This window comes from Rhizobium sp. AN73 (assembly GCF_030757975.1).
GTDB lineage: Bacteria > Pseudomonadota > Alphaproteobacteria > Rhizobiales > Rhizobiaceae > Agrobacterium > Agrobacterium arsenijevicii.
In genome coordinates this window covers 573,725-598,166 of the sequence record NZ_JARWME010000002.1, presented here as the reverse complement: position 1 = coordinate 598,166, position 24,442 = coordinate 573,725, and the positions used below count along the sequence as shown (strand labels likewise).

The 24,442-nt window shown below is 59.7% G+C and carries 26 protein-coding genes and 1 pseudogene; 11 read left to right on the top strand and 16 right to left on the bottom strand.

What is annotated here, in order from left to right; translation table 11 throughout:
- Nucleotides 1-28 precede the first annotated feature (28 nt).
- The 4 genes and pseudogenes from RBH10_RS12715 to RBH10_RS12700 form a co-directional block, all read right to left on the bottom strand.
- Nucleotides 29-1,057, bottom strand: a complete 1,029-nt coding sequence (locus RBH10_RS12715) for an ABC transporter ATP-binding protein (protein WP_281036958.1) — start codon at nt 1,055-1,057, stop codon at nt 29-31.
- Nucleotides 1,045-2,739, bottom strand: coding sequence for an iron ABC transporter permease (locus RBH10_RS12710; protein ID WP_281036959.1), 1,695 nt, complete (start codon nt 2,737-2,739; stop codon nt 1,045-1,047). Before RBH10_RS12710 ends, RBH10_RS12715 begins: the two co-directional genes overlap by 13 nt.
- Before the next feature lie 9 nt (nt 2,740-2,748).
- A complete protein-coding gene (locus tag RBH10_RS12705; RefSeq protein ID WP_281036960.1) occupies nt 2,749-3,732 on the bottom strand; it encodes an ABC transporter substrate-binding protein in 984 nt (327 codons plus the stop codon).
- A 302-nt stretch (nt 3,733-4,034) separates the two neighbouring features.
- Nucleotides 4,035-5,280: pseudogene (locus RBH10_RS12700) on the bottom strand (PLP-dependent aminotransferase family protein).
- A gap of 263 nt (nt 5,281-5,543) precedes the next feature.
- Between RBH10_RS12700 and RBH10_RS12695 the strand changes: the two are divergent.
- A complete protein-coding gene (locus RBH10_RS12695) occupies nt 5,544-5,996 on the top strand; it encodes an RbsD/FucU family protein (RefSeq protein WP_281036962.1) in 453 nt (150 codons plus the stop codon).
- A 108-nt stretch (nt 5,997-6,104) separates the two neighbouring features.
- Nucleotides 6,105-7,136 (top strand): endonuclease/exonuclease/phosphatase family protein, encoded by a 1,032-nt coding sequence (locus tag RBH10_RS12690; RefSeq protein ID WP_281036963.1) that lies wholly within the window; start codon nt 6,105-6,107, stop codon nt 7,134-7,136.
- 101 nt (nt 7,137-7,237) lie between these two features.
- Here RBH10_RS12690 and ilvC read toward each other — a convergent pair whose 3' ends face one another.
- From ilvC to RBH10_RS12675, 3 genes are all read right to left on the bottom strand, one after another.
- Nucleotides 7,238-8,257, bottom strand: coding sequence for a ketol-acid reductoisomerase (gene ilvC, locus RBH10_RS12685; protein WP_045016989.1), 1,020 nt, complete (start codon nt 8,255-8,257; stop codon nt 7,238-7,240).
- A gap of 47 nt (nt 8,258-8,304) precedes the next feature.
- Nucleotides 8,305-8,958: a TetR/AcrR family transcriptional regulator gene (locus RBH10_RS12680; protein ID WP_281036964.1), complete on the bottom strand. Its 654-nt coding sequence runs from the start codon at nt 8,956-8,958 to the stop codon at nt 8,305-8,307.
- A gap of 165 nt (nt 8,959-9,123) precedes the next feature.
- Nucleotides 9,124-9,537, bottom strand: coding sequence for a helix-turn-helix domain-containing protein (locus RBH10_RS12675; RefSeq protein ID WP_281036965.1), 414 nt, complete (start codon nt 9,535-9,537; stop codon nt 9,124-9,126).
- Nucleotides 9,538-9,650: 113 nt separating this feature from the next.
- Here RBH10_RS12675 and RBH10_RS12670 point away from each other — a divergent pair, with 113 nt between their 5' ends.
- Nucleotides 9,651-10,532 carry an SDR family oxidoreductase gene (locus RBH10_RS12670; protein ID WP_281036966.1) on the top strand — a complete coding sequence of 294 codons (882 nt, stop codon included), beginning with the start codon at nt 9,651-9,653 and terminating at the stop codon, nt 10,530-10,532.
- Nucleotides 10,533-10,570: 38 nt separating this feature from the next.
- Here the strand turns inward: RBH10_RS12670 and RBH10_RS12665 are convergent, their stop codons facing one another.
- On the bottom strand, nt 10,571-11,491 hold the full coding sequence (locus RBH10_RS12665; RefSeq protein ID WP_281036967.1) for an AraC family transcriptional regulator: 921 nt from the start codon (nt 11,489-11,491) through the stop codon (nt 10,571-10,573).
- A 191-nt stretch (nt 11,492-11,682) separates the two neighbouring features.
- On the opposite strand from RBH10_RS12665, the gene RBH10_RS12660 reads away from it, so the two are divergent.
- Nucleotides 11,683-12,729: an NAD(P)-dependent alcohol dehydrogenase gene (locus RBH10_RS12660; RefSeq protein ID WP_045016984.1), complete on the top strand. Its 1,047-nt coding sequence runs from the start codon at nt 11,683-11,685 to the stop codon at nt 12,727-12,729.
- Nucleotides 12,730-12,817: 88 nt separating this feature from the next.
- Here the strand turns inward: RBH10_RS12660 and RBH10_RS12655 are convergent, their stop codons facing one another.
- Both RBH10_RS12655 and RBH10_RS12650 read right to left on the bottom strand, forming a co-directional pair.
- The gene (locus tag RBH10_RS12655; protein WP_281036968.1) at nt 12,818-14,083 is read right to left on the bottom strand and encodes an NAD(P)/FAD-dependent oxidoreductase; all 1,266 of its coding nucleotides are present in this window, start codon (nt 14,081-14,083) and stop codon (nt 12,818-12,820) included.
- Between the two features lie 71 nt (nt 14,084-14,154).
- Nucleotides 14,155-14,910, bottom strand: coding sequence for a pyridoxine 5'-phosphate synthase (locus tag RBH10_RS12650; RefSeq protein ID WP_281036969.1), 756 nt, complete (start codon nt 14,908-14,910; stop codon nt 14,155-14,157).
- A gap of 234 nt (nt 14,911-15,144) precedes the next feature.
- Here RBH10_RS12650 and RBH10_RS12645 point away from each other — a divergent pair, with 234 nt between their 5' ends.
- On the top strand, nt 15,145-15,840 hold the full coding sequence (locus tag RBH10_RS12645) for a MerR family transcriptional regulator (protein WP_045016980.1): 696 nt from the start codon (nt 15,145-15,147) through the stop codon (nt 15,838-15,840).
- 83 nt (nt 15,841-15,923) lie between these two features.
- Here RBH10_RS12645 and RBH10_RS12640 read toward each other — a convergent pair whose 3' ends face one another.
- The gene (locus RBH10_RS12640; protein WP_045016978.1) at nt 15,924-17,051 is read right to left on the bottom strand and encodes an ATP-dependent RecD-like DNA helicase; all 1,128 of its coding nucleotides are present in this window, start codon (nt 17,049-17,051) and stop codon (nt 15,924-15,926) included.
- 124 nt (nt 17,052-17,175) lie between these two features.
- Between RBH10_RS12640 and RBH10_RS12635 the strand changes: the two genes are divergently transcribed.
- Nucleotides 17,176-18,462 carry an SDR family oxidoreductase gene (locus RBH10_RS12635; protein WP_281036970.1) on the top strand — a complete coding sequence of 429 codons (1,287 nt, stop codon included), beginning with the start codon at nt 17,176-17,178 and terminating at the stop codon, nt 18,460-18,462.
- Complete coding sequence (locus tag RBH10_RS12630) at nt 18,462-18,944, top strand: DUF2269 domain-containing protein (RefSeq protein WP_281036971.1); 483 nt, start codon at nt 18,462-18,464, stop codon at nt 18,942-18,944. Before RBH10_RS12635 ends, RBH10_RS12630 begins: the two co-directional genes overlap by 1 nt.
- 6 nt (nt 18,945-18,950) lie before the next feature.
- Here the strand turns inward: RBH10_RS12630 and RBH10_RS12625 are convergent, their stop codons facing one another.
- Together RBH10_RS12625 and RBH10_RS12620 are read right to left on the bottom strand one after the other, a co-directional pair.
- Nucleotides 18,951-19,433, bottom strand: a complete 483-nt coding sequence (locus RBH10_RS12625; RefSeq protein WP_281036972.1) for an SRPBCC family protein — start codon at nt 19,431-19,433, stop codon at nt 18,951-18,953.
- Nucleotides 19,430-19,789: a helix-turn-helix transcriptional regulator gene (locus RBH10_RS12620; protein WP_281037381.1), complete on the bottom strand. Its 360-nt coding sequence runs from the start codon at nt 19,787-19,789 to the stop codon at nt 19,430-19,432. Before RBH10_RS12620 ends, RBH10_RS12625 begins: the two co-directional genes overlap by 4 nt.
- A 142-nt stretch (nt 19,790-19,931) precedes the next feature.
- Between RBH10_RS12620 and RBH10_RS12615 the strand changes: the two genes are divergently transcribed.
- From RBH10_RS12615 to RBH10_RS12605, 3 genes are read left to right on the top strand one after another with little or no spacing between them, the layout of a single operon-like run.
- Entirely contained in the window at nt 19,932-20,312 is a 381-nt protein-coding gene (locus RBH10_RS12615) for a hypothetical protein (RefSeq protein ID WP_281037382.1), read from the top strand.
- Nucleotides 20,296-20,853 carry an RNA polymerase sigma factor gene (locus tag RBH10_RS12610; RefSeq protein WP_045016968.1) on the top strand — a complete coding sequence of 186 codons (558 nt, stop codon included), beginning with the start codon at nt 20,296-20,298 and terminating at the stop codon, nt 20,851-20,853. The genes RBH10_RS12615 and RBH10_RS12610 overlap by 17 nt, the downstream gene beginning before the upstream one ends.
- Nucleotides 20,850-21,635, top strand: coding sequence for an anti-sigma factor (locus tag RBH10_RS12605; protein ID WP_281036973.1), 786 nt, complete (start codon nt 20,850-20,852; stop codon nt 21,633-21,635). Before RBH10_RS12610 ends, RBH10_RS12605 begins: the two co-directional genes overlap by 4 nt.
- Nucleotides 21,636-21,641: 6 nt before the next feature.
- On the opposite strand, the gene RBH10_RS12600 is transcribed toward RBH10_RS12605, so the two are convergent.
- Nucleotides 21,642-22,235: a LysE family translocator gene (locus tag RBH10_RS12600; protein ID WP_045016964.1), complete on the bottom strand. Its 594-nt coding sequence runs from the start codon at nt 22,233-22,235 to the stop codon at nt 21,642-21,644.
- A 163-nt stretch (nt 22,236-22,398) separates the two neighbouring features.
- Here RBH10_RS12600 and RBH10_RS12595 point away from each other — a divergent pair, with 163 nt between their 5' ends.
- The gene (locus tag RBH10_RS12595; protein ID WP_281036974.1) at nt 22,399-23,244 is read left to right on the top strand and encodes an aldo/keto reductase; all 846 of its coding nucleotides are present in this window, start codon (nt 22,399-22,401) and stop codon (nt 23,242-23,244) included.
- A gap of 153 nt (nt 23,245-23,397) precedes the next feature.
- Here RBH10_RS12595 and RBH10_RS12590 read toward each other — a convergent pair whose 3' ends face one another.
- Nucleotides 23,398-23,931, bottom strand: a complete 534-nt coding sequence (locus tag RBH10_RS12590; RefSeq protein ID WP_281036975.1) for an SRPBCC family protein — start codon at nt 23,929-23,931, stop codon at nt 23,398-23,400.
- On the bottom strand, nt 23,924-24,292 hold the full coding sequence (locus RBH10_RS12585) for a helix-turn-helix transcriptional regulator (protein WP_281037383.1): 369 nt from the start codon (nt 24,290-24,292) through the stop codon (nt 23,924-23,926). The genes RBH10_RS12590 and RBH10_RS12585 overlap by 8 nt, the downstream gene beginning before the upstream one ends.
- Nucleotides 24,293-24,442 lie beyond the last annotated feature (150 nt).

Sequence of the window (24,442 nt, the reverse complement as noted above, 5' to 3'; positions counted from 1 at the left end):
GCCGCTCCCGCCCCGCCTCGCCAGTGGTCTATAGACGCCAGGCCGCACGAATTGCCACCGGCAGCCGGTCTCCAATGGCCACCGCTTCCCGGGAATAGGCCCGGAGCGCCTGCCCGTCCGGCAGATCGAGACGCAGGGAATAACGCTCGCCCTCATAAAGAACCGAGGTGACAGTGCAGACAATGCCTTCCGCATCCTGCACCACATCCTGCGGTCGCACGAGAATATCCGCCTTCGACGATGCCGCCGCGCTATCCATCACCGACCGAAGTGCGGCCCAGTCGAGATCGCGCGAAGCGCCTTCCGGCGCCGGCAGGTTGAGAATTGACCCCTGCCCCACCAGCGAGCCAACGAGCCTGCCCTCCGGCCGCGCATAAAGCTCGGACGGTGGCGCGACCTGTAAAAGCTTGCCCTGCGACATGACGGCGACATCGGTTGCCAGCGCCATGGCTTCGGCCTGATCGTGGGTCACATAGATCATCGTCGCGCCGGAGCGGATGTGGAACTCGCGAAACGTCTCCTCCATCTCCTGCCGCAGATGCCGGTCGAGATTGGCGAGCGGCTCGTCGAGCAGCACGACATCGGGTTCGGTAACAAGGCAGCGGGCCAGTGCCACGCGTTGCCGCTGGCCGCCGGACAATTCGGCGGGGCGGCGATCCGCAAAACCTTCGAGACGGACGGCTGCCAGCGCCTGGCGAACCTTCTCGTGATATTTCTCGCCGGAAATGCCGCGAACTTTTAAGGGATAACCGGCATTGTCGGCAACCGACATATGCGGCCACAGCGCATAGGACTGGAACACCATCGCCATGTTGCGCCGCTCCGGCGGCACCATGTTTCCCGCGTCGGCCAGCACCCGCTCGCCGAGCAGGATGGAACCATCCGTCGGTTGCTCGAAACCGGCGATCATGCGCAGTACCGTCGTCTTGCCGCAACCGGAGGGGCCAAGCAAAGCCAGAAACCCGCCTTCACGCACGGTCAGCGATACATCGTCGACGGCAGGCTTCGAACCGGCCCCAAAGCTTTTTGTCAGACGATTGAGGATCAGTTTCGCCAAGGCACGACTCCTTTCGGCAGATAGCGCCCCAGAATTTCGAGCAGCAGCATGAGGAAAATCACCATGATGACGACAAGCACCGAAAGCGCCGAGGCGAGATCGAAGCTACCGCTGTCATCGAGGTTGTAGATGAGCACGCCGAGCGTCTGCGTGCCGGCGGACCATAACAAGGCCGATACCGTCAGTTCGTTGCAGGCGATCAGGAAAACGAGGATGACGGAGGCACCCGCCGCAGGTCCGACCAGCGGCAGGATGATATCCTTCAACCGCCGCCAGAAACCGGCGCCGGAAAGCCGTGCCGCCTCTTCCAGCGACGGGTCGAATTGCAGGAAGGCGCTGACCATCGGCTTGAGGCTGACGGCAAAAAAGGAGGAGAAATAGGCGAGCAGAATGATCCAGATCGTGCCGTAAAGTGTGGCGCCGAGCAACGGGATGGGCGCCGCGAAAAGCAGCACGTAGGATACGGAAATCACCACGCCCGGCAGCGCATAGGGAATATCCACCAGCGCCGACAGCAGGAACATGAAGCGGCTTTTGCCACGCACCAGAAAATAGGCGGTCAGAACTGTCACCGCCAGCAGGCAAAGTGATGTAACCGTCGCCAGAAACAGCGAGTTGCGGAAGGCCGTGCGGGTCACGCTCTGCCGGTAGAGCAATTCCTCATAGGCATGCATCGTCGCGGTCTTGAGGCTGAGCGGCACGCCATAAGCGGGGGCCAGCGAGCTTGCGACCAGCGCGGCGAGCGGTGCCACCAGCATGAAGAACAGGACGAGCCAGAGCACAAATTCGGCCGCCGGCCGCCAGCGCGAAAGCCGGAACGTTGCCGCCTTGCCGGAAAGACCGATGATGCGATAGTCCCTCCCCTTCATCGCCCGTTCCTGAAGCGCAAGCCCGGCCACGGAGATGATGGCGATCATGGTGGAGAGAATGGCGATATCGCCGAATGTGCTCGCACCGAAACTGGCAAAACGGCTGTAGATCAGCGTCGGCAGGGTGAAGATCGACGCCGGAATGCCGAGGATCGCCGGAATGCCAAAATTGCCGACATTGGAAACGAAGGAGATCGCCGCACCAGCAATCAGCCCCGGCGTCGACAGCGGCAGGATGATATCAAACAGCACCCGGCGTGGCGAAGCGCCGGAAAGCTTGGCGGCCTCGATACCGTCCTGTGGCAGGGCCAGCAGACCGGCACGCAGCGAGAGATAGACAAGTGGCGCATGCTGCACGCCGAGCAAAAGCGCAATACCCGCGACGGAATAAAGCGGCTGCGGTGAACCCATCGGAGGCGCAAGGCCAATCGCCTTTAATAGTGTGCTCGACGGGCCGGTCATGCCGATCCACGACAGCGCCGTCACCTGCGGTGGGATCATCATCGGCAACATGAAGAGGAAGCTCAAGATCGACTTGCCGCGTATGTCGCAGAGCGTCAGCGCCAGCGCAAAAGCGCCGCCGATCGCCAGCGAAATCAGCATGCCGAAAAACGAGGTAGACAGTGTGTTGAGCGCCGCATTCCAAAGGGCGGGATCGGCCAGAAGGCGCCATATGTCACCATTGAGTGACGAAACGATGCCGGTATAGGCAAGCCGCCCGAGCGGCAGGGCGCTGAGCGCGAAAACGACGCTCACCACAAAAGGAAACAGCCAGCGCGGCTGGCTGTTTCCATAGACATTTGAACGGGACATGCCGCTATATCAGCCCTTGGAGCCGAAGATGTCGGAGAAGGTCTTCAGATCCTGCTCGGAATTCTTGAGCGCGTCTGCGGCATTGAGCGGCAGAACCTTGAGCTTGTCGCGGGCCGGGAAACCTTCCGGCATGCCGGCATCGGCGCGAGCGGGGATGTAACCGAGCTTAACGAAGCCCTGCTGGCCCTTTTCCGAAAGCACGTAGTCGACGAACTTCTTGGCGGCTTCCTCGTGCTTGGTACCCTTGAGGATCGCGACCGGCTCGGTGACGGCCGATACGCCCTCTTCCGGGAAGACGAACTCAACCGGTGCACCCTTGGCCTTTTCGCGGATCGGCATGTAGTCGACAACCACACCATAGGCCTTCTCGCCTGAAGCGACAGACTTCAGCACCGCACCGTTGCCGCCGCCGGAGATGGCTTCATTGGCCTTCAGCGCCTTGTAGTAGTCCCAGCCGAGATCCTTTACGGCGGCCAGCGTCTGCGCATGGATAAGAGCTGCACCCGATGTCAGCGGGCTCGGCATGGTGACCAGACCCTTGGCTTCCGCCTTGGCCAGATCCTTCCAGCTCGTCGGCTTCATCGCAGCGGCGGTGTTATACATGATGCCTGTGGTGATGAGCTTGGTGGAGTAATAATAGCCATCCGCATCGTAGAGCGAGGCGTCGATGTTCTTCGCTTCCACAGACTTGTGGGCGAGAAGCTGGCCAGCCTGCTTCATACGCTCGAGCGTCACGGTGTCGGCGATCAGCAGCACGTCGGCGACCGGATTGCCGGCGCTGATCTCGGCCATCAGCTTGGCCATGATCTTCGGCGTTCCGTCACGCACCCATTCGACTTCGATACCGGGGTTGGCGGCCTTGAAGCCATCAACGGTCGCCTGCGCATCTTCGTTCGGCTGGCTGGTATAAAGCACCAGATCGGCAGCATTGGCGGCGGTGGCGATGAAGCCGAGCGATACGATGGCGGTGAAAGCGGAAAGCAGCGTTTTCATAGGTCCAGTCCCTTTTGTTTCGTGGGACCGCTAAACCATGCCTGCATAACATGTATGTGACAGGCAGGATTTTAAGGGTGGTATCTCTGTAGCCAAGGTGGAGATCGGGGCTTACCCCCCTCTGCCCTGCCGGGCATCTCCCCCTCAAGGGGGGAGATCGGCAAGAGGCACGGTCTCGCCGACCTCAACGTTCGAGAATGAAGTGACGAAAGAGCGTCTTGCTGATCTCCCTCCTTGTGGGGGAGATGCCCGGCAGGGCAGAGGGGGTAACGCCGTTCCCTCCGCCGTTGCCGAGACCACTATCAAATCGCCGGAACCACCTCACCCGACGTCGCCTGTGCCGTCGCGATCAACCGGCCGAGACGCATCATGCCTTCCTCGATCATCGCCTCGTTGGCGCAAGAGAAGCTGATACGCAGCGTATTCGTGCCGGAGCCATCCGCGAAGAAGGCGCGGCCGGGAACGAAGGCGACCTTTTCCGTGGCGATGGATTTCGCCAGAAGTGCGGCGCCATCCATGCCTTCCGGCAGCGTGACCCAGATGAACATGCCGCCCTCAGGCTTGGTCCAGCGCGTGCCCTTCGGCATGTATTTGTCGAGCGCGGCCAAGATCGCATCACGGCGCGCGCTGTAAGCGGCCTTGATCTTGGCGACTTGGCTGTCGAAACCGCGCGAGGCGACATGCTCGATGGCGATCTGGTTGATGGTGGAGGAATGCAGGTCGGCAGCCTGCTTCATCAGCACCAGCTTGCGGATAACCGGCGCAGACGCGACGATGTAACCGACACGAAGGCCGGGTGCGAGGGTCTTGGAGAAGCTGCCGCAATAGATGGTGCGGGTATTCTCGATGCCGCCCGAGCGAGCGATATCCAGCGCCATGATCGGCGGAACTGCTTCGCCATCGTAACGCAGCGACTGGTAGGCAGCGTCCTCAATGACGGCGATATCCAGCTCGTCGGCCAGCGCCAGAACCTTTTCGCGGCCGGCAAGATCGACAGTTTCCCCGGTCGGATTGGAGAAATCGGCCGAGAGATAGGCAAACTTCACGGCACCACCGAGCTTGGCTGCGGTTTCGCGGTAAGCCTCTGGCGTGCGGTTGCCGCCGGGGTTGAGCTGATCGTAATTCGGCTCATAGGCGTTGAAGGCGGAAAGCGCGCCGAGATAGGTTGGCCAGGTCACCAGCGCCGTATCCTTCGGCGACAGGAACAGCTTGCCGAGATAGTCGAGGCCCTGCTGCGAACCGGAAACGATGAAAACGTTGTCGGCGGTGCATTCGATGCCGATCTCGGCCATCTCGCCTGCCAGCCACTCGCGCAGCGGCTTGTAACCCTCGCTGACAGAATATTGCAGCGCCGCGTTGACCTGCGCGCCGGAAAAAATATCCGCATAAGCCTGCTGGAATTCCTCTGCGGGGGAAGAGAGCCGGGTCCGGAATGCCGCCGGCAAAGGAGATGATATCGGGTTGCTCGAGCAGCTTCAGCAACTCGCGGATTTCAGACGCCTTCATGCGCGAAGAGCGCGTGGCGAAAATTTGTTCCCAATCAAGCATGGGTACGTTTCCTCTTGTGTCGTTTTTATGCGTGCATCTTTACAGAAATGTCGATACGTCAGCAATACTGACTTATCAGTTTTTCATATTATTTCTGCCTCCCTGCACGTTACCCGCATTTAGGCCCGTTTTCGGCGGACAAAGCCAAATACACCCTCCCGCAAAGCTTCACAATCTCACCTTTGCGATTGACGCGGCAAGGTTTTCCGGCTGGATTGCGGGCGCGTCGCGAAGCAGCGAAAGCATTATGGGAGTTTGACAACATGCTGAAAAATATCGACCCGGCGCTGAATGCCGATGTTCTGCACGCGCTGCGCGCCATGGGTCACGGCGATACGCTGGTGATCTCCGACACCAACTTCCCTTCCGATTCGGTGGCGCGCGATACGACGATCGGCAAGGTGCTGCGCATGGACAACATCTCCGCCGCTCGCGCCATGAAGGCGATCCTGTCGGTATTGCCGCTCGACACCCCGTTGCAGCCCTCGGTCGGCCGGATGGAAGTGATGGGCGCACCCGATCAGCTGGAACCGGTACAGGCCGAAGTGCAGAAGGAAATAGATGCGGCAGAGGGAAAATCCGCCCCCATGTACGGCATCGAGCGCTTCGCCTTCTACGAACAGGCCAAAAAAGCCTATTGCGTCATCACGACAGGTGAGACCCGCTTTTACGGCTGCTTTCTCCTGACCAAAGGCGTCATCCCGCCGGGCGAATAAGATCGAACGACAAAATGGGCCGGGCGCTTCACCCGTCATGACAATTTCAAGTTGTTATGGCAAAAACTTCCACTGGGTTTGCAAAACCAACCGGAGGGGTGAGGTATCATGACACAATATGTCCTGGCGTTCTGGAATGTCGAAAACCTGTTTGCGCCGGAGGGATATCCGGCGCGGGAACCGTGGATTGCCGAGCGGCTGAAGAACGATCTGAAAGGCTGGACCGAGGACCTGTTCAAAACCAAGATCAGGCAACTCGGTTCGATCATCCGGCAGATCGGCGGTGCCGGGCCTGATCTGCTTGGCGTCTGTGAGGTCGAGAACCGTTTTGTTCTGGAGACGCTTGCGGAACATCTGAACGACCTCATGCCCGAGCGCGCCTATCGCGTGGTGCACGCCGATTCCAGCAAGGACCAGCGTGGCATCGATACCGCATTCATCTATGACAGCAAAAAGCTGCTGATCGACGAGAACGAGATTTTCAGCCATTTCGTGATGCGCCGCACCGGCACGCGCGACATTACCCAATGCACCTTCATCACCAAGGGCGGCCGTCAGCTTATCGCGCTGTCAAATCATTGGCCATCACGTTCCGGCGGCGCTGTGGAGAGCGCCGGTTTTCGCATGACCGCCGGCGAAACGCTGGGTTACTGGCACCAGCGGATCAGGGAAGAGAAAGGCAACGACATCGCCGTCGTCGCCTTCGGCGATTTCAACGACGACCCCTCGGATGCATCGCTGCGCTACCACGCCAATTCCACCCGCGAGCGCGACGATGTCGAAAGCTCGCAATCGGCCATGTTCTACAATCTCACCTGGAATTATCTGCGCCAGTCGGTGGTGGATTCAGTCGGCACGGCAAGGACGATCTACGGTACGCTCTATTTCAACGGCGACGCCAACATCTTCGATCAGATCCTCGTTTCCCGATCGCTTCTGAGCGGTACGAGCGGCTTCAAGGTGCGCGAAGAAACCGCAAAAATCGAAGCCATTGCCGCCATGGTCAGCCATAGCAAGAACGAGGGACCGATCCGTTTCGGCCTATCGAAAGGCGATGCGGTCAAAAACGTCAATCTCGGCGGATTTTCCGATCACTTCCCGGTTTCCGTCATCATCGAGGAAGACGACGCCATCGTGTGATCAAGCGCAAGCCGCCTCCCTGATAGGGCGTGCGTCACCAAAACAAACAAAAAGGCCGGAGCTCTCGCCCCGGCCTTTCTTTTTCCAATCGATAACGAAGCTTAGTTGACAGCCTTGTCGACCAGCTTGTTCTTGCCGATCCAGGGCATCATGCCGCGCAGCTTTGCGCCGACTTCTTCGATCTGGTGGGTGTCGTTCATGCGGCGGATGCCCTTGAAGCGGGCGGCGCCGGAACGGTATTCCTGCATCCAGTCAGAGGTGAACTTGCCGGTCTGGATGTCGTGCAGAACGCGCTTCATTTCAGCCTTGGTTTCGGCAGTGATGATGCGCGGACCGGTGACGTATTCGCCCCACTCGGCCGTGTTGGAGATCGAGTAGTTCATGTTGGCGATGCCGCCTTCATAGATCAGGTCGACGATCAGCTTCACTTCGTGCAGGCACTCGAAATAGGCCATTTCCGGTGCGTAACCAGCTTCGACCAGCGTTTCGAAACCGGCGCGGATCAGTTCAACGAGACCGCCGCACAGAACGACCTGTTCGCCGAAGAGGTCGGTTTCGCACTCTTCCTTGAAGTTGGTTTCGATGATGCCCGAACGGCCGCCGCCAACGCCGCAGGCGTAGGAGAGAGCGAGTTCAAGCGCATTGCCGGAAGCGTTCTGGTGAACGGCAACGAGGCAGGGAACGCCGCCGCCCTTCTGGTATTCGCCGCGAACCGTGTGGCCAGGGCCCTTCGGTGCGATCATGACGACGTCAAGCGATGCCTTCGGCTCGATGAGGCCGAAGTGAACATTGAGGCCGTGTGCGAAAGCGATCGCTGCGCCGTCGCGGATGTTGCCGGCGATGTCGGCCTTGTAGATGTCGGCCTGCAATTCGTCAGGCGTTGCCATCATGAGGAGGTCGCCCCACTTGGCGGCTTCAGCAACGGTCATGACCTTGAAACCATCGGCTTCGGCCTTCTTGACGGTCGGCGATTCAGCCTTCAGAGCGATGACGACGTTCTTTGCGCCGGAATCCTTGAGGTTCAGCGCATGGGCGCGGCCCTGGGAGCCGTAGCCGACGATGACGACATTCTTGGACTTGATGAGATTGAGATCGGCATCACGATCATAATAAACGCGCATTTTATGGTCCTTCCCTAACGCTTGTCTCTGTTGTGTGGGCCGGAACTTCAGGCGACTTTGCCGCCCAGTTCCGAATGTACCTTTTCCGTGCCGTAGAGTGTCAGAAAGGCGACGACCGCCTTCTTTGCCCGGGCGGAAAAATCCTTTTCCGGCGCCTCGCCCAGCAGCATGCGCACATGCAGATCCGAAACGATGAGGCCGTAAAAACTGCGATACGCCTCTTCGGCGTCATCGAAACGCAGATAACCGGAGCGGCGACCCGCTTCGATCAGTCCGCGGGCGCGGCGGTCGATCTGGCGACGGCCACGCTCCAGCAGCAGATCGCCGAGCTTCGAACCATCACGGCTCGCCTGCCCGATCGCCAGACGGTTGAGCGCCAGCGACACGTCGCCCGCCAGCACGTCGAGCAGATCATGCGCGAAAACCTCGAGATGATCGGCAAGCTGCGGCGCAGACACGCGATCGCCCGCCTTCTCGAAGGTGCGAACCTTGCTCTGCTGGAAAGTGATCATCGCGGCCAGCAGGCCGTCCCGGTCACCGAACCACTTATAGAGGCTTTCCTTGGAACAGTTGGCGGCGCGCGCAAGGCCCGATGTCGTGAGCGCTTTCTCGCCACCTTCGACCAGAAGACGCAATGCCTGATCCAGAACGGCGTTCTGGCGCGGCGAAAATTCCTGCGCTGTGATCGGGTCGGAGGCCACGTCTTTCCACTCCAGAGGCTCGATTAATGTACCGTACGGTACGGTTCGAGCGCCATTTAAGCGGAGGCAGCTTGTCCGTCAAGCGGATTCTTCAGAGGGAGGTGAGAATTGACGCGATGCGACAGTTCGATGCGCCGCACCATGACGCAAGGCGGGTGCGGGCAGTCAGTTTTCGACGTCAAAACGGCTTCTCGCCGTGCGTATTGCATCGTGATTGTCGAGCGCCCATTGAATAACAACTTTGAGCGGCGCGTAAAGCGATGTGCCGAGCGGGGTGATGCTATATTCCACACTCGGCGGTTTCGTCGGAAAAACCTGCCGGTGAACATAACCTTCGCGCTGCAGGTCGCGCAGCGTCTGGGTCAGCATGCGTTGGGATATGTCCGGCACCATGCGTCGCAACTCGCCAAAACGATAGGGCTTTGATGCGATCGCCCCCAAAAGCAGGGTGGACCATTTGCCGCCCATCTGGCTCATGACGTCACGCACGGGGCAATCGGCGAAATTCGTGACAGAAAACACCAACCCAAACGCCTCCTCCAGTGAGTTTTCCTGCCGTGTGGGCCTGACAATGTTCATCAGCATGGTTCCCTTTTGGTAACGATCCGCCAAGAACCTGCCTTCTTTACAACTTTTCGGCAATTCCTATTTTATAGCTGCTCTCTTTTTGAGACCACCGAAAGGATAGAAATATGAGCAAAATTCTGGTGACCGGCGCCGCCGGACAGCTTGGACAGGCCGTCATCCGCCACCTCCTCGAAACCTACCGGGTCCCGGTGGGCGACATTGTCACCGCCAGCCGCGATGTATCCCGGCTTTCCGCGCTTGCCGAAAAGGGCGTTGAAGTGCGGCGGGCGGATTTCGACGATCCCGCATCGCTCGACACGGCCTTTTCCGGCGTAACGACCCTGTTGGTCATTTCCACCGATGCGCTCACGGTTCCCGGCCTTCGTCTCAGACAGCACAAGGCCGCGGTGGAGGCAGCCGCAAAGGCCGGTATCCGGCACATTGCCTATACCTCGATGCCAAACCCCGCCAAATCGCTCGTCAGCTTCGCGCCCGATCATCTGGGGACGGAAACGGCGATCAAGGCAAGCGGCCTGCCCTACACCATCCTTCGAAATGCCTGGTATTTCGACAACCATCTGCACGGCATGCCACAAAATCTGAAAAGCGGCCAATGGTTCACGGCGCGGGGCAATGGCAGGTTCGCCGATATTTCCCGGGAAGACTGCGCCAGTGCCGCAGCCGCCGCACTGCTGAAACCGGCTGAAAACAGGATCTATACCTTGACCGGAGCGGAAACATCGACAGCCGACGGGCTGGCTTCCCTCATAACCGAGGTGACGGGCAAGCCGCTTGCCGTGGTGCAGGTAACGCCGGAACAGCTCAAACAGGCAATAGCGGCGACGGGATTGCCGGAAATCATCGCTGGTATGATCGCCTCCGCCGACGCCAACATCGCAGCCGGCAACTTCGATATCCTGACCAGAGACTTCAAAACACTAACGGGGGCAACACCGCAATCAGCGGCAGATTTCTTCAGGGCGCATAAACCCGCTCTGCTCGGCTGAAATTTCGGCCCGCGTCTTTGAAAACATCTGCCCCCGGATCAAGCCCCGAGGGCCGATGGCGGAACGGCCTGCTCCGCCGCAATAACGTCACGCGACGGCGATAGTCCATAGAAGCGGCTATATTCCCGGCTGAACTGCGAGGGGCTTTGATAACCGACGCGATGGCCCGCCGTGCCAGCGTCCAGCCGCTCCAGCAGCATCAGCCGCCGTGCCTCATGCAGCCGCAACTGCTTCTGATACTGAATAGGCGTCATGGCCGTGATCGTCTTGAAGTGGTGATGGAAGGACGACACGCTCATGCCGATATGTTCGGCGAGATCCTCGATGCGCAGCTGGCGCGCGAAATTCTCACGCAGCCAGGCAATGGCGCGGGCGATCCGGTTACCCTGGCTACCCGCCGCGACAATGTTCATCAACTGCCCGCCAGCCGGTCCCGTCAGGATTCGGTAGAGGATTTCCTGCTCGATCAGCGGCGCCATGGCTGCAATGTCTGCCGGACGATCAAGCAAGCGCAACAACCGGATGGCCGCATCGAGAAGCTCCGGCGTGGCGGCGTTGACGACGATGCCGCGCTGCCCGTTCACCGGCTCCGCAGGCGGATCGATGGGCATACGGCGCATGAGATCGAGCAGCTTTTCGTTGTCGATCGCAAGTCCGATGCAAAAATGTGGAACCTCCTTGCTCGCCTCCACCACACGCCAGGTCACCGGCAGGTCGACCGAGGTCAGGAGATAGTCGCCCGCACCGTAATTGATGGTATCCGTTCCCAATTGAACGCTTTTCGACCCCTGGATCACCATTGCGAAACAGGGGCGGTAGCTGCCGTGGCATGGCGCGCTGGGAACAGTGCGTCGGCTGATGCCGAGGGATTCGATCGCCGTCTGCACCTCGCCATCGCTGATGGCATGTCGCGCGGCGATGGAGGCGATCTCCTGATAGAGATTGAACGGCAAGGACATAGGGGAAATCCCTTAAATGAAGGAAAATATGCGTTAGTTGACCCTTATCTAGAAAGCCAGCCGACTTCCGCAAAGAGTGCACCGGGTATTTTTTTGCAGGATCGTGCAAAAAGCTCGGAGGATCGCTCTAACGTCTCTCAACACTTCCATTGCATATTCCGCCGTCCCCAACTCCCAAAAGGATATTTCAGATGGCTATTGCAAGAGGTTATGCTGCGACCGACGCGTCGAAGCCGCTCACCCCGTTCACCTTCGAACGCCGTGAGCCGAACGATGACGACGTCGTCATCGATATCAAATATGCCGGCATCTGCCACTCGGACATCCACACCGTCCGCAACGAATGGAAGAACGCCGTATTCCCGATCGTTCCCGGCCATGAGATCGCCGGCGTCGTAAAGGCGGTCGGTTCCAAGGTTACCCGGTTCAAGGTCGGCGATCACGTCGGCGTCGGCTGCTTCGTCGATTCCTGCGTCGGCTGCGCCACCCGCGACCTCGACAACGAGCAATACATGCCGGGTCTGGTCCAGACCTACAATGACGTCGATCCCTATACGAAGACTGCCACCCACGGCGGTTATTCCGACTCGATCGTCGTCAAGGAAGGTTATGTCCTGTCGATCCCGGACAACCTGCCGCTCGACGCTTCCGCACCGCTTCTGTGCGCCGGTATCACGCTCTACTCGCCGCTGCGCCGCTGGAACGCCGGTCCCGGGCAGAAGGTTGCGATCGTCGGCATGGGTGGCCTCGGCCACATGGGCGTCAAGCTTGGCGCCGCCATGGGTGCAGATGTGACCGTACTGTCCCAGACGCTGTCGAAGAAGGAAGACGGCCTGAAACTCGGCGCGAAGGAATATTACGCCACCAGCGACGCCTCGACCTTCGAGAAGCTGGCCGGCACCTTCGATCTGATCATCTGCACGGCAGGTGTGGCGATCGACTGGAACGCCTATCTCGGCCTCTTGAAGCCCAAGGGCAACATGGTCGTGGTGGGTGCGCCGGAACATGCGATCCCGGTCCACGCCTTCTCGCTCATCATCGGCGCCAAGAGCCTGTCCGGTTCGATGATCGGCTCGACCAAGGAAACCCAGGAAATGCTGGATTTCTGCGGCGAGCACAACATCGTCTCGGAGATCGAAACGATCAACATCCAGGACGTCAACGAAGCCTATGAGCGCGTGCTGAAGAGCGACGTGCGTTACCGCTTCGTCATCGACATGGCATCGCTCGACGCCTGATGAATGGATATGCGGGAGCAAGCTGCTCCCGCTGTCGAAGAAGGGCGGGAAGCCATGCTTCCCGCCCTTTTCTTTGTCCACCCTGCCCTCAGGCTTCGTCCTTCAAGGTCTCTTTCTGGGTAATCAGCCGCGCGCTGTGCTGGCCGCTGAGGTAAATCCACAGCCAGCTCCAGGCGACGGCAAGCCGCGAGCGCGTTCCGATCAGGAAGTAGATGTGGGCAAGCCCCCAGATCCACCATGCCAGCACGCCCTTGAGCTTGAATCTGCCGAAATCGATCACCGCCGCGCGTTTGCCGATCGTCGCCAGATTGCCCTGATGGCTGTAGCGGAACGGCGATGGTGATGGCTGGCCCGAGAGCCGCGCCTTGATGACCTTTGCCACATGGGCGCCCTGCTGTTTTGCCGCGGGCGCAATGCCCGGCACCGGCTTGCCATTTTCCTGATTGACGGCGGCGGTATCGCCGATAACGAAGATATTTTCGTCATCTTCCAGATTGAGATGCGGCCCGACAACGGCGCGTCCCGCCCTGTCGGCGCTGGCATTCAGCCACTTGGCAGCGGGAGAGGCCTGCACACCGGCGGCCCAGACCACGGTGCGGCAGGGATAAAAGGTCTCACCCACCGTCACGCCCTCATCGGTGCAGGCCGTTACCGGTGTGCCGAGCAGAACCTCGACGCCGAGCTTTTCGAGGGCTTCCTTCGCATAGGACGAAAGGTCTTCGGTGAAAACCGGCAGGACGCGCGGGCCTGCCTCGACAAGCAGCACGCGGCTCTTTCTGGTATCCACATTGCGGAATTCCGGCGGTAGCGCCTTGTGGGCAAGCTCGGCGATCATGCCTGCCATTTCCACGCCCGTCGGGCCTGCCCCGATGATGACGAAGGTCAGCTGCGCCTGCCGTTCGTCTTCATTGGTGGCGAGTTCGGCACGTTCGAAAGCCAGCAGAAGACGGCGGCGGATCGTCGTCGCATCTTCGAGCGTCTTGAGACCGGGTGCGGAGCGCTCCCACTCGTCGCGGCCGAAATAGGCATGGCGCGCGCCGGTGGCCAGCACCAGCGTATCGAAACCGATGGTTTCACCTGAACTTAAATGTACGGTCCGCGCCGCCCGGTCCACACCGTTCACCTCCGCAAGCAAGGTCGTCACTTCCTTGCGGTCGCGGTAGAGGTGGCGGATCGGCCAGGCGATTTCGGATGTCGCGAGAGCCGTCGTCGCAACCTGATAAAGCAATGGCTGGAACAGGTGATGGTTGCGGCGGTCAATCAGTGTAATGCGGACAGGGGCCCCCTCCAGCCCATGTACCAGTTGCAAACCGCCGAAGCCTCCACCCACGACGACAACATGATGTTCTTGCATATGTCTCTGCCTTCAAAAGCTCGCGCACGGAGCATGCGCTCGCTAACTATAGGCAAAAAAATTGACTTTGGTTATGAAATAGCCTGACCGCAGGCGCGACAAAAACGCCGGACTGTTTCAGCCATGCCATATTCCAGCGCATCCGCCGTCAGCCCGTGGCCGATCGAGACCTCCGCCAGATATGGTATGCGTGTCATCAGCTTGGGCAGGTTTGCGACAGTCAGATCGTGACCGGCATTGACGTCAAGCCCGAACGCTTTGGCATGATCCGCCGTCTCCCCGAGCTTCTCCAGAAGCGCGTCGCCCTTTTGCGGATCGTCAAAACAGCCGCCATAGGGACCGGTATAAAGCTCGATGCGGGCAGCACCCGTCTCAGCCGCCAGCTCCACCGCTTCGCGCTCACCATCGCCATCGGCAAAAAGCGAGACCCGCATGCCGCCAGCCTTGAGACGTCCCACCACTTCTTTCAGGAAAACGGCGTGTTTCCGGAAATCCCAGCCATGGTCGGACGTCGCCTGTGACGGATCATCAGGCACCAGCGTCACCTGTTCCGGTTGGGTCTGTTCGCAAAGAACGAGAAAATCCTCGGTCGGGTAACCTTCGATGTTGAATTCCGCTGCGGGGAAACTGTCATCGATGAGCGCACGCAGCACCGGCAGGTCCGAAAAGCGGATATGGCGCTGGTCGGGACGAGGGTGTACAGTCAGCCCGCTTGCCCCCGCCGCCAGTGCAATATGCCCGAAATGCGCGACATCCGGCCATGGAAGATCGCGACGGTTGCGCAGCATGGCAATTGCGTTCAGATTGACGGAAAGTTTTGCGGGCATGGCATCGGGGCTCCGGTTCGGAATTGACATCCTGTTTCACGCAGGTTGACGCCGACCGCAAGGAGGCCGATAAAATTTTTTAAGGATACGGGAACGAAAGAAGGCAATACACGTTACGGTTCTCATGCAGCGTTCGGCAAAATGTCTTGATCAGAAGGCATGTTCGTGGCGGGGAACAAATAACGGATGCCATAAAAAGCAGGCACACTGTCAAAAAGCGTGAAGGGGGAAGCAATGCAGGATGGCAGGATGCCGTTTGAACACGGCGACGAGGACAAACCCAATCTAAGGATCAGCAGCTTTCTACCGGATGTGAGCTTGCCTTCATCCCTGCCCGCCGAACCGGTCCCCATCGCCGACATGGCCAACATCTTCGGAGTAACGCACCGGACCCTCCATTTTTACGAGGAAAAGGCACTGCTGACCTCGAAACGCATCGGCCAGATGCGGGTCTATTCCCACCGCAACGTGCAGCGCATGGCCGTCATCAATGTCTGCCGCGAAGTCGGCATTTCCGTCGCATCCATTACCGATATCATGGAAAAACTTGTCCGTTCACTTTCACAGGATGAGGCAGACGACATATTTCACGACGCGCTGCGGCAGCGGAAGAGGGAATTGACTGCCGAGCGGTCCACCCTTCAGCGTCAGGCTCAGCAGATCGAGGAACTGCTCGTCACCGACACCGATATGGACGGCTTCGACGGCACCGAGCGGGGTCCGGCCAAGGATATCGCGCTGACCGACACCGAGCGGAAATGTCTGGAACTGATGGCAGAGGGTTATGCGCCGGTGCGGCTCGCCCGCGCCCTTGGTCTTTCAGGCAGCGACCTCAACATGCTGGAGGCGAAGATCATCGGCAAGTTCAATGCCAGCAACCGCTTTCAGGCGGTCGCCAAGGCGGTTCTGCTCGGCGTCATCCGCGCGTGAGACAGAGCATTTCCAGGAAAAGTGCGTAGCGGTTTTCCGTCCGGACAATGCGCAAGCGCAAAGAGATAGAGCAACGCTCTATCTCAGCGAACGATGGTCAAAGTCTCTGCGGCGCGGGTAATGGCGGTGTAAAGCCACCTTTCGCGCGAATCGCGGAAGGCATAACTCTCGTCAAAGAGAACCACATTGTTCCATTGCGAACCCTGCGCCTTGTGCACGGTCAGCGCATAGCCGAAATCGAACTCGTCATAACGCTTGCGGGTGGTCCACGGAATTTCCGTTTCCACATCCTCGAACGCGGCCTTCAGCAATTTGATCTTGGCTGCACCACGATCCATATCGTCGTCTTCGGGACGGATCATCAGGTTGATGCCGGGTTTCACCGTTTCGCGCGAAGAGCTCATGACCTGCCAGAGCGAACCGTTCAGCAATCCCTTGGCCGGATCGTTCCTGAGGCAGACCAGCTTGTCACCAGACTGCGGATAGTCGGTCGTGAAGCCCTTCAACTCGCGAAGCCTCTGGTTATAACGGCGGCGAGTGCGATTGGTGCCGACAAGCACCTGATCGGCATCGAGCACGAGCGACTGCGTCACCTCGGATTTGGAGATCACCTGTGCAGCGCCGTAGTCACCGCGCATGATCTCGCGGCCTTCGCGCACATCCATGGCAAGATGGATGATGGGGTTATCCTTGGCCTGTCGATGGATTTCGGACAGCAGATAATCCGGCTCCTGCTCGGTGAAGAAACCGCCGCCCGAAACCGGTGGCAACTGGCCGGGATCGCCAAGCACGAGGATCGGCGTACCGAAGCTCATCAGATCCTTGCCGAGCTGCTCGTCCACCATCGAGCATTCGTCGATGATGATGAGTGCTGCCTTGGCGAGCGGGCTCTGGCGGTTGATGGAGAACATCGGCGCGACCGAGGTCTTGCCGGTCTCTTCGTCTTCCACCGTTTCTTCGCCGCGCGGGCGGTAGATCAATGAATGGATGGTGCGGGCGTTGGTCGCCCCGCGCGAGCGCAGCACCTGCGCCGCCTTGCCGGTGAAGGCCGCAAACAACACTTCACCGTCGACATTTTCCGCGAAATGTTTGGCAAGCGTCGTCTTGCCGGTTCCGGCATAACCGAACAGCCGGAAAACCGGCGTCCGGCCTTCCTTAAGCCAGCGGGAAACAGCCTTGAGCGCTTCGTCCTGTTGCGGTGAAAATAACATGCGCCCTCATCGCAGGATTCGAGCGTCATGCGCAACAGAAAAAGAACGAAAGATGAATCATGCCGCCAGAATGCGGCAATAAAACACGGCTGGTTTTTAAACCATGGTGGGTATCATGCCGCGCATGAAGATATTGATTCTCGGTGCAACAGGTTTCATCGGTTCCGAAGTGGTGCGGAGCCTTCACGGCAAACGCCATACCGTGACCGGACTGGCGCGTTCCGTCGCCCATGCCGAAGACAAGTGGCCTTTCGCCAGCTGGGTTTCGGCCGATCTTGCCCGCATGACCGGCGCTGCCGACTGGGCGGCACTCGTGAGCGACCATGACGCCATCGTCAATTGCGCAGGCGCGCTTCAGGACGGCCTGTCGGATGATCTTGCCGCGACGCAGGAAAAAGCGATGCTGGCGCTTTACGAGGCAGCGGTGAATGCGGGCGGCAAGCTGCTGATCCAGATATCGGCCCGGACTTCCGGAGCCGCATCACGCCTGCCCTTCCTCGCCACCAAACGCCGTGCCGATGCGGCGCTCGCCGCAAGCGGCCTGCCTTTTGTCATTCTCCGTCCCGCGCTGGTTGTCGGGCGCAACGCCCATGGCGGCACCGCGCTGGTGCGCGCGCTTGCAAGCTTTCCCTTCGTGACGCCCCTCGTTAACGGAAAGATGCCCGTACAGACTGTCGCGGTCGAAGATGTGGCGGCAGCCGTTTGCGCCGCAATCGACGGCCAGATCCCGTCGGGCAGCGATCTCGAACTTTCCGCAGATGAAGTGCTGACATTGCAAAACGTGGTCCATGCGCACCGGCAATGGCTAGGCCTTGCCCCTGCCCCAGCCATAAATCTCCCGGCTGCCCTCACGCGCCCGGTCGCCCTTGTCGCAGATATTGCCGGGACGCTCGGCTGGCGGTCGCCGCTGCGTTCGACGGCCATGACGGTGATGTCGGAAGGTATCGTGACCGAGAACAACGCACCAGCAGGGACATCATCGCTCAAGACCCTGAAGGAAACGCTGGCCGGTCACCCTTCCGGCGTACAGGATCTGTGGTTTGCCAGATTATATCTACTGAAACCGCTTCTCATTCTGTGCCTGTCAATTTTCTGGCTGCTGTCCGGCCTAGTGCCGCTGCTGAATATCGAGCAGGCGGCGGCGCATTTTCTGCCCTTCATGCCACAAATCCCGGCCGCTGCCCTCACGGTCACCACCTGCCTCATCGATATCGCCCTGGGCGTCACGGTCCTGCTGCGCCCGCTTGCCAGAAAAGCGCTCGTCGCCATGCTGCTGGTCACCGCCGCCTATCTGACCGGCGGCAGCCTGCTGGAGCCGGGTCTGTGGTTCGATCCGCTAGGCCCCCTCGTCAAGGTCCTGCCCTCCATCGCACTGACACTTGTCGCCCTTGCCACATTGGATGAACGCTGATGACGCTTGAAGAATTGCTGCGGCTCGCCCATGTCATCGGCGCAACCGTGCTGTTCGGCACCGGTGCCGGCATCGCCTTCTTCATGGTAATGGCGCGGCGGACGGCAAACCCGGCGCTGATCGCCCATGTTTCGGGCACGGTCGTCATCGCCGACACCATCTTCACCGCCACGGCCGCAATCATCCAGCCGGTCACCGGCTACTTCCTCGCTCGCGTCATCGGCTGGCCGCTGAGCGAAGGCTGGATCGCCCTTTCGCTTTGTCTTTATGTCTTCACCGGCATTTTCTGGCTGCCGGTGGTGTGGATCCAGATCAAGCTGCGCGATATCGCCCGCGACTGCGTAGCGGCAGATGAAGCCCTGCCGCCGCAATGGTTTCGCCTCTACCGCATCTGGTTTGCCTTCGGCTTTCCCGCATTCTTCGCGGTTCTCGGCATCATCTGGCTGATGCTCACCAAGCCGGACATTGCCCTGTTCGGTTGATGCGCCTCAATTGACCGCCTGTCTTTCGACAAGCTGCGCCAGTTGCTCGGCAACCGTGTTCCAGCCGTCGAAGAAGCCCATCTCCGCGTGCTTATCGCGATCCCCGGGGTTTCTATGCATGGCATAGGCCACATATTCCATGCCTTCAGGATGATCGCGAAAACTCATCACGGCGGTGAGGAACGGGCGTGCGGACGGGCGAAAGCCTGCCGTCAGCGCATCGGTGAAGACCAGACGCTCCTCATTATCCACCGCCAGAAAACATCCGCTGATATGCGGGCCGAATGCCGTGCCGTCCTCGCTGTAGCGCGTCTCGAACGCGCCGCCGGGAAAAAGCTCCATTTTCTCGACACGGCATTTGCCGGGATGCGGCACCCACCATTGTTCGAGACTGGCCTTGTCGACCCACGCGTTCCAAACGAGCCGGCGTGGCGCCCTTATGACCCTTGAAATCTTCAGATCGAGATCGGGATTAAAAGTGTCGGTCATTTGTCATTCTCCCCTTTTCGTGAGGTCCTGTCCTGTTGCGCCATGACGAACTGTTCAAGCCGGTCCGTCCGGCCCTCCCAGATGGCGTGCTGTTGTGAAAGCCAGCCCTCCAGCATGGAAAACCGCTGTTTCTCCAGCGAGCAGAGCCGCACCCGGCCCTGCTTGCGCGTCACGATCAACCCCGCCCCTTCCAGCTGGCGGATATGTTTCATGAACGACGGCAGGGCCATGGCGAAGGGCTCGGCAAGCGTGCCGATGCTCGCATCCCCGCCCCCCAGCCGCAGAAGCACGGCCCGCCGGGTCGGATCGGCAAGGGACTGGAAGATACCGTCGAGTTCATCTGAATAGTTTTCCACAAGGCTAACTATCACGACGAAACACTTAGCTCAATGGGTAAGTTTAAAAATCGCAGAAATCTTACCGTAACAGGGAATAAAGCGGGACCTTGCGGTGTCTCTTGATGTGCTGGCGGCAAAAGCCGCTCGAACCAAGGAGGATATGTCCATGAAGATCCGCTTTATCGTTCCCGCCCTTGTTCTGGCTTTTGCCGGAACGGCCTATGCGGCCCCCGCGGTCGAAACGGTCAAGACCGCCAAAGGCAATGTGCTTGCGGGCGAAAAAGGCATGACGCTCTACACTTTCAAGAACGACAAGAAAGGCGTATCCAATTGTTATGACAAATGCGCCACGAACTGGCCACCGTTTTTCGCAGCCGCTGGCGACAAGGCCGAAGGCACCTATTCCGTCGTGACACGCAAGGACGGCAAGATGCAGTGGGCAAAGGACGGCATGCCGCTCTACTACTGGGCCAAAGACATGAAAAAAGGCGATGCTACCGGCGACGGTATGAACGGTGTATGGGATGCCGCAAAACCCTGATGGCATGAATGGCAAGACGCGGGGGAGCCTCTCCCCCGCAGCCGGCAGCTTCGAAGCGGAGATGCTGGCGCTGATACCCATGCTGCGGCGTTATTCCCGCAGCCTTTCCCGCTCCGACGCCGATGGCGAGGATCTTTTGCAGGACTGCGTGGAAAAGGCGCTGACCAACAAAAGACAATGGCACGGAACGGCTTTAAAATCATGGGCTTACACGATAATGACGAATCTTTATCGCAACCGCCACCGCGCTGCGAAACGTCACCCGTCCGAAAGTCTTGATGGCCATGAAGAGATCGCTGTTGCCGATACGCTCGGCGACACGCTGGAGAACGACCGGCTGCACGGCGCTCTGGCACTTCTTTCGCCCGAAATGCGGGCGGTGCTGATGCTGGTGACGGTGGAAGGTTACAGTTATCAGGAAGCGGCAGCGACATTGTCGATCCCCGTGGGCACCGTCATGTCGAGACTTTCCCGCGCCCGCGAAACACTTCGCCAGCACCTGGCGGCGGACAATATCATTCCCCTGCGGAGACCACGATGAAAAGGCTCGATGCCATAACCGAAGACGACCTGCACGCCTATGTCGACGGGCTTCTTTCCGACGACGACCGCGCGGCTGTCGAGGCGTGGCTGACCGAGCGGCCGGAAGAGCGTGAACGTGTCGCCGACTGGAAAAAACAGGCTGAAACTCTGCGAAATGCATTCGCCGCCTATGCCACCGAACATCCGCATGACACTTCGATGTTTATCCCCAAGACAGGCTCCGCATGGAGGCTGAAACCGGTTCTCCTGCGAACGGCGGCCGTGTTGCTGATCTTCGCAGCGGGCGCTGCAGCCGGCAGGCTTGTGCCATCCTCCCCGTCCACGCCGCAAGACGTGGTTCTGGCATCGCAGACGACGGACATCCCCGCACAGGCGAAATCCGCCTATCTCATCTATGCCAGCGAAGTGCGTCATCCCGTCGAAGTCGGAGCAGAACAGCAGCCGCACCTTGCGGCATGGCTCGGCAAACGGCTCGGTTATCCCTTCGCGATCCCCGATCTTTCCAAACTCGGATACGACCTTGTCGGCGGACGCCTCATTCCCGTCAGCGGCAAGCCCGGCGCGATGCTGATGTATCAGGACAAGACCGGCCGCCGGGTGACAGTGCTGATCGGCCGCAACGAGGAAAACCGCACCACCAGCTTCCGTATGGCCAGCGCCGATGGCGTCGAGACCTTCTACTGGATCGACAATGAACTAGGCTACGCCGTTTCCGCGGAACTGACGCGCGACGAGGTGCAGAAGATCGCCGAGGAATGTTATCGCCAGTTCCCGGCCTGAGAACAGCTATTTCAGCATCGGCCAGAGGCTGATGACCAGCAGTACGGCCATGGTGATGTTGAACCATTTGAGCCGGACGGGCACGGACAGCCAATCGCGAAGGGCGGAGCCGAAGCCCGCCCAGGTCGAAACGCTGGGAAGATTGACGGCGGCGAAAGCCAGGCCGACGATCAGGACCGTGAGGAAATATTGCCCCTCACTGGTGTAGGTCGCCATCGCCGTCACGGCCATCACCCACGCCTTGGGATTGACCCATTGAAACGCGGCGGCAGCAAGGAAACCCATCGGCTCCGATGCGGCAGAACCTTCGCTCAGGCTGCGGGAGGTGCCGATCTTCCACGCGATCCAGACGAGATAAAGCCCGCCTGCGAATTTCAGCCCCGTGTAAAGCGCGGGCACCGAATGCAGCAACGCGCCAAGCCCGAAGCCGACGCCGATCAACAGCGAAAAGAACCCCACCCCGATGCCCAGCATATGCGGGATGGTACGGCGGAAACCGAAATTCACGCCGGAGGTAAAAAGCATCATATTGTTCGGGCCGGGTGTAATGGAGGTGGTGAAGGCAAACAGCACCAGTGCAGCAAAGGTTTCGACAGTCATGATCTCTCCTGTAAAAAGACCCTATCCGCCGAACCACCATCAAACCAGCCAGCCAGGCCGATAGGCGAGGTCAAATTTTTTGATGGGTCGATCCTTCCCTTGCCGGGTTTGAGAAGTCGGAACAAAGGGCTATTGTTCCCTCAACAACCGCTGGAGCGAACCGATGTTTGACGACATACCTTCCGTCACCCTGCCATCCGGAAAAGAGGTTCCAGCCCTTGGCCTCGGCACCTGGAATATGGGCGAGATGAGATCATCGGCTTCGCAAGAGGTTGAGAGCATCCGCAAGGCGATCGATCTCGGCATGACGCTGATCGACACGGCCGAAATGTATGCCGATGGCCGATCCGAAGAGGTGGTCGGCACGGCGATCGCCGGCCGCCGCGACGAGGTGTTTCTGGTCAGCAAGGTCTATCCCTGGAACGCCAGCGCCAAAGGCACGGTGGAGGCCTGCGAGCGCAGCCTCGAAAGGCTCGGCACCGACCGTCTCGATCTCTACCTGCTGCACTGGCGTGGCGAGAGCCCGCTCGCGGAAACTGTGGCGGCTTTCGAGAGGCTGAAAAAGGAAGGCAAGATTGGCGACTGGGGCGTCTCGAATTTCGATGTCGATGACATGGAGGAGCTTTTCGCGGTTCCCGACGGCAAGAATTGCGCTGCCAATCAGGTGCTTTACAACCTCTCCCGGCGCGGACCGGAGTTTGCACTCCTGCCCTGGTGCCAGTGGCACAGCGTGCCGCTGATGGCCTATTCCCCGATCGAGCAGGGTCGTATCCTCAACAACCACGAACTCATCCGCATCGCCAAGGCCTATCAGGCAACCCCGGCGCAGCTGGCGCTGGCATTTCTGCTGGAAAGGGAGGGCGTCATCGCCATTCCAAAATCCGCCAGCGCTGCCCGCGTGGAAGAAAACCGAGGTGCCACCGATCTTGAAATCACCGACGAGGACTGGGCCGCGCTGGATGCCGCCTTCCCACCGCCGACACGCAAGACGTCGCTGGAAATGCTTTGATCTAACAGAGCGTTAAGAGACTTTTCGGAATCAGGTGCGCAAGCAGCTGAATCAAAGTGTGAGCGCTGAAAGCCGACCCTCGGGGAGCCGCTGCAACGGCCAAAGACGGCGCGGCAAACCGCGCCGTCAGTCTTCAAAACAAGCAGCGCCGAGTTATGGTATGCGGTGCTCATATTCCTTTTTCAGCCCCAGCCACGTGTCCCAGAAAGGTCCCGGTTCCTTTTCCTGAAGACGGGCGGCAAGAATATCGAGATGCGCATGCCAGCCGGCACTGATATTGAGCTTGGTCGTACGGTCCTCCGCCAGCCGTCGATGGATCAGTGTCAGAAGCACTTCCTTGCCCAGAGCCTGAAGCTCGATTGACACCTCCGCGCCCTCACCCCAGGTGAAGACGAGGCGATGCGGTGGAACAACGGTGATGATGCGCGAGGCCATCCTGTGCTCTTCGGAAAACCCTTCCGGACGGCGGCCCGGCGGATCGGAAAGCTCATCGTTGCGCCAGACAAGTTCGAACGGCGCATCGGGCGCAAGCCGCATTTCACCGGATGCCAACCAACGGCGGCGAAGGTCGCTTTGTGTCAGATAGGCCCACACACGCTCGATCGGTCCGGGCAAAACGCGTTCGATCTTCAGGGTCGCCGGTTCGACGAGCTGGCCATAGGTGTCAGACATTGCAATATCAGCCATTGTCATTTCCTCCATCTGCAGGGGATTTCCCCTGATCATCCTCCCTGAGCATCTGCTCAAGAATATCGAAGCGGCTGTTCCAGAACCGCCGGTAGAAATCCAGCCATTCATGCGCCTCTGCCAACGGTTCCGGCGCAAGGCGGCAGACATGGGTACGCCCCCTCACCTCGCGGCGGATAAGCCCGGCATTTTCCAGCGCCTTGATGTGCTTCGAGGCCGCAGCCAGCGATATGTCGAACGGCGCGGCCAACTGGCTCACCGTTCGCTCGCCACGGGATAGATCGCGCAACATCGTGCGCCGCGTCGCATCACCAAGCGCATGAAAGACAGTGTCGAGGTGTGGAACAGATAATTCAACCATGTTGTTGAATATAGATTGCCAGTCCGAAAAGTCAACCATATGGTTGAATATAAATCCAGCGAATGGAAACGGGCTAGAATGGCTACGACAAACCGCAGGCCGAACGGCTGACAACAGTCGAGCTTTCGGGACGGAATCGGATTTGGGGAA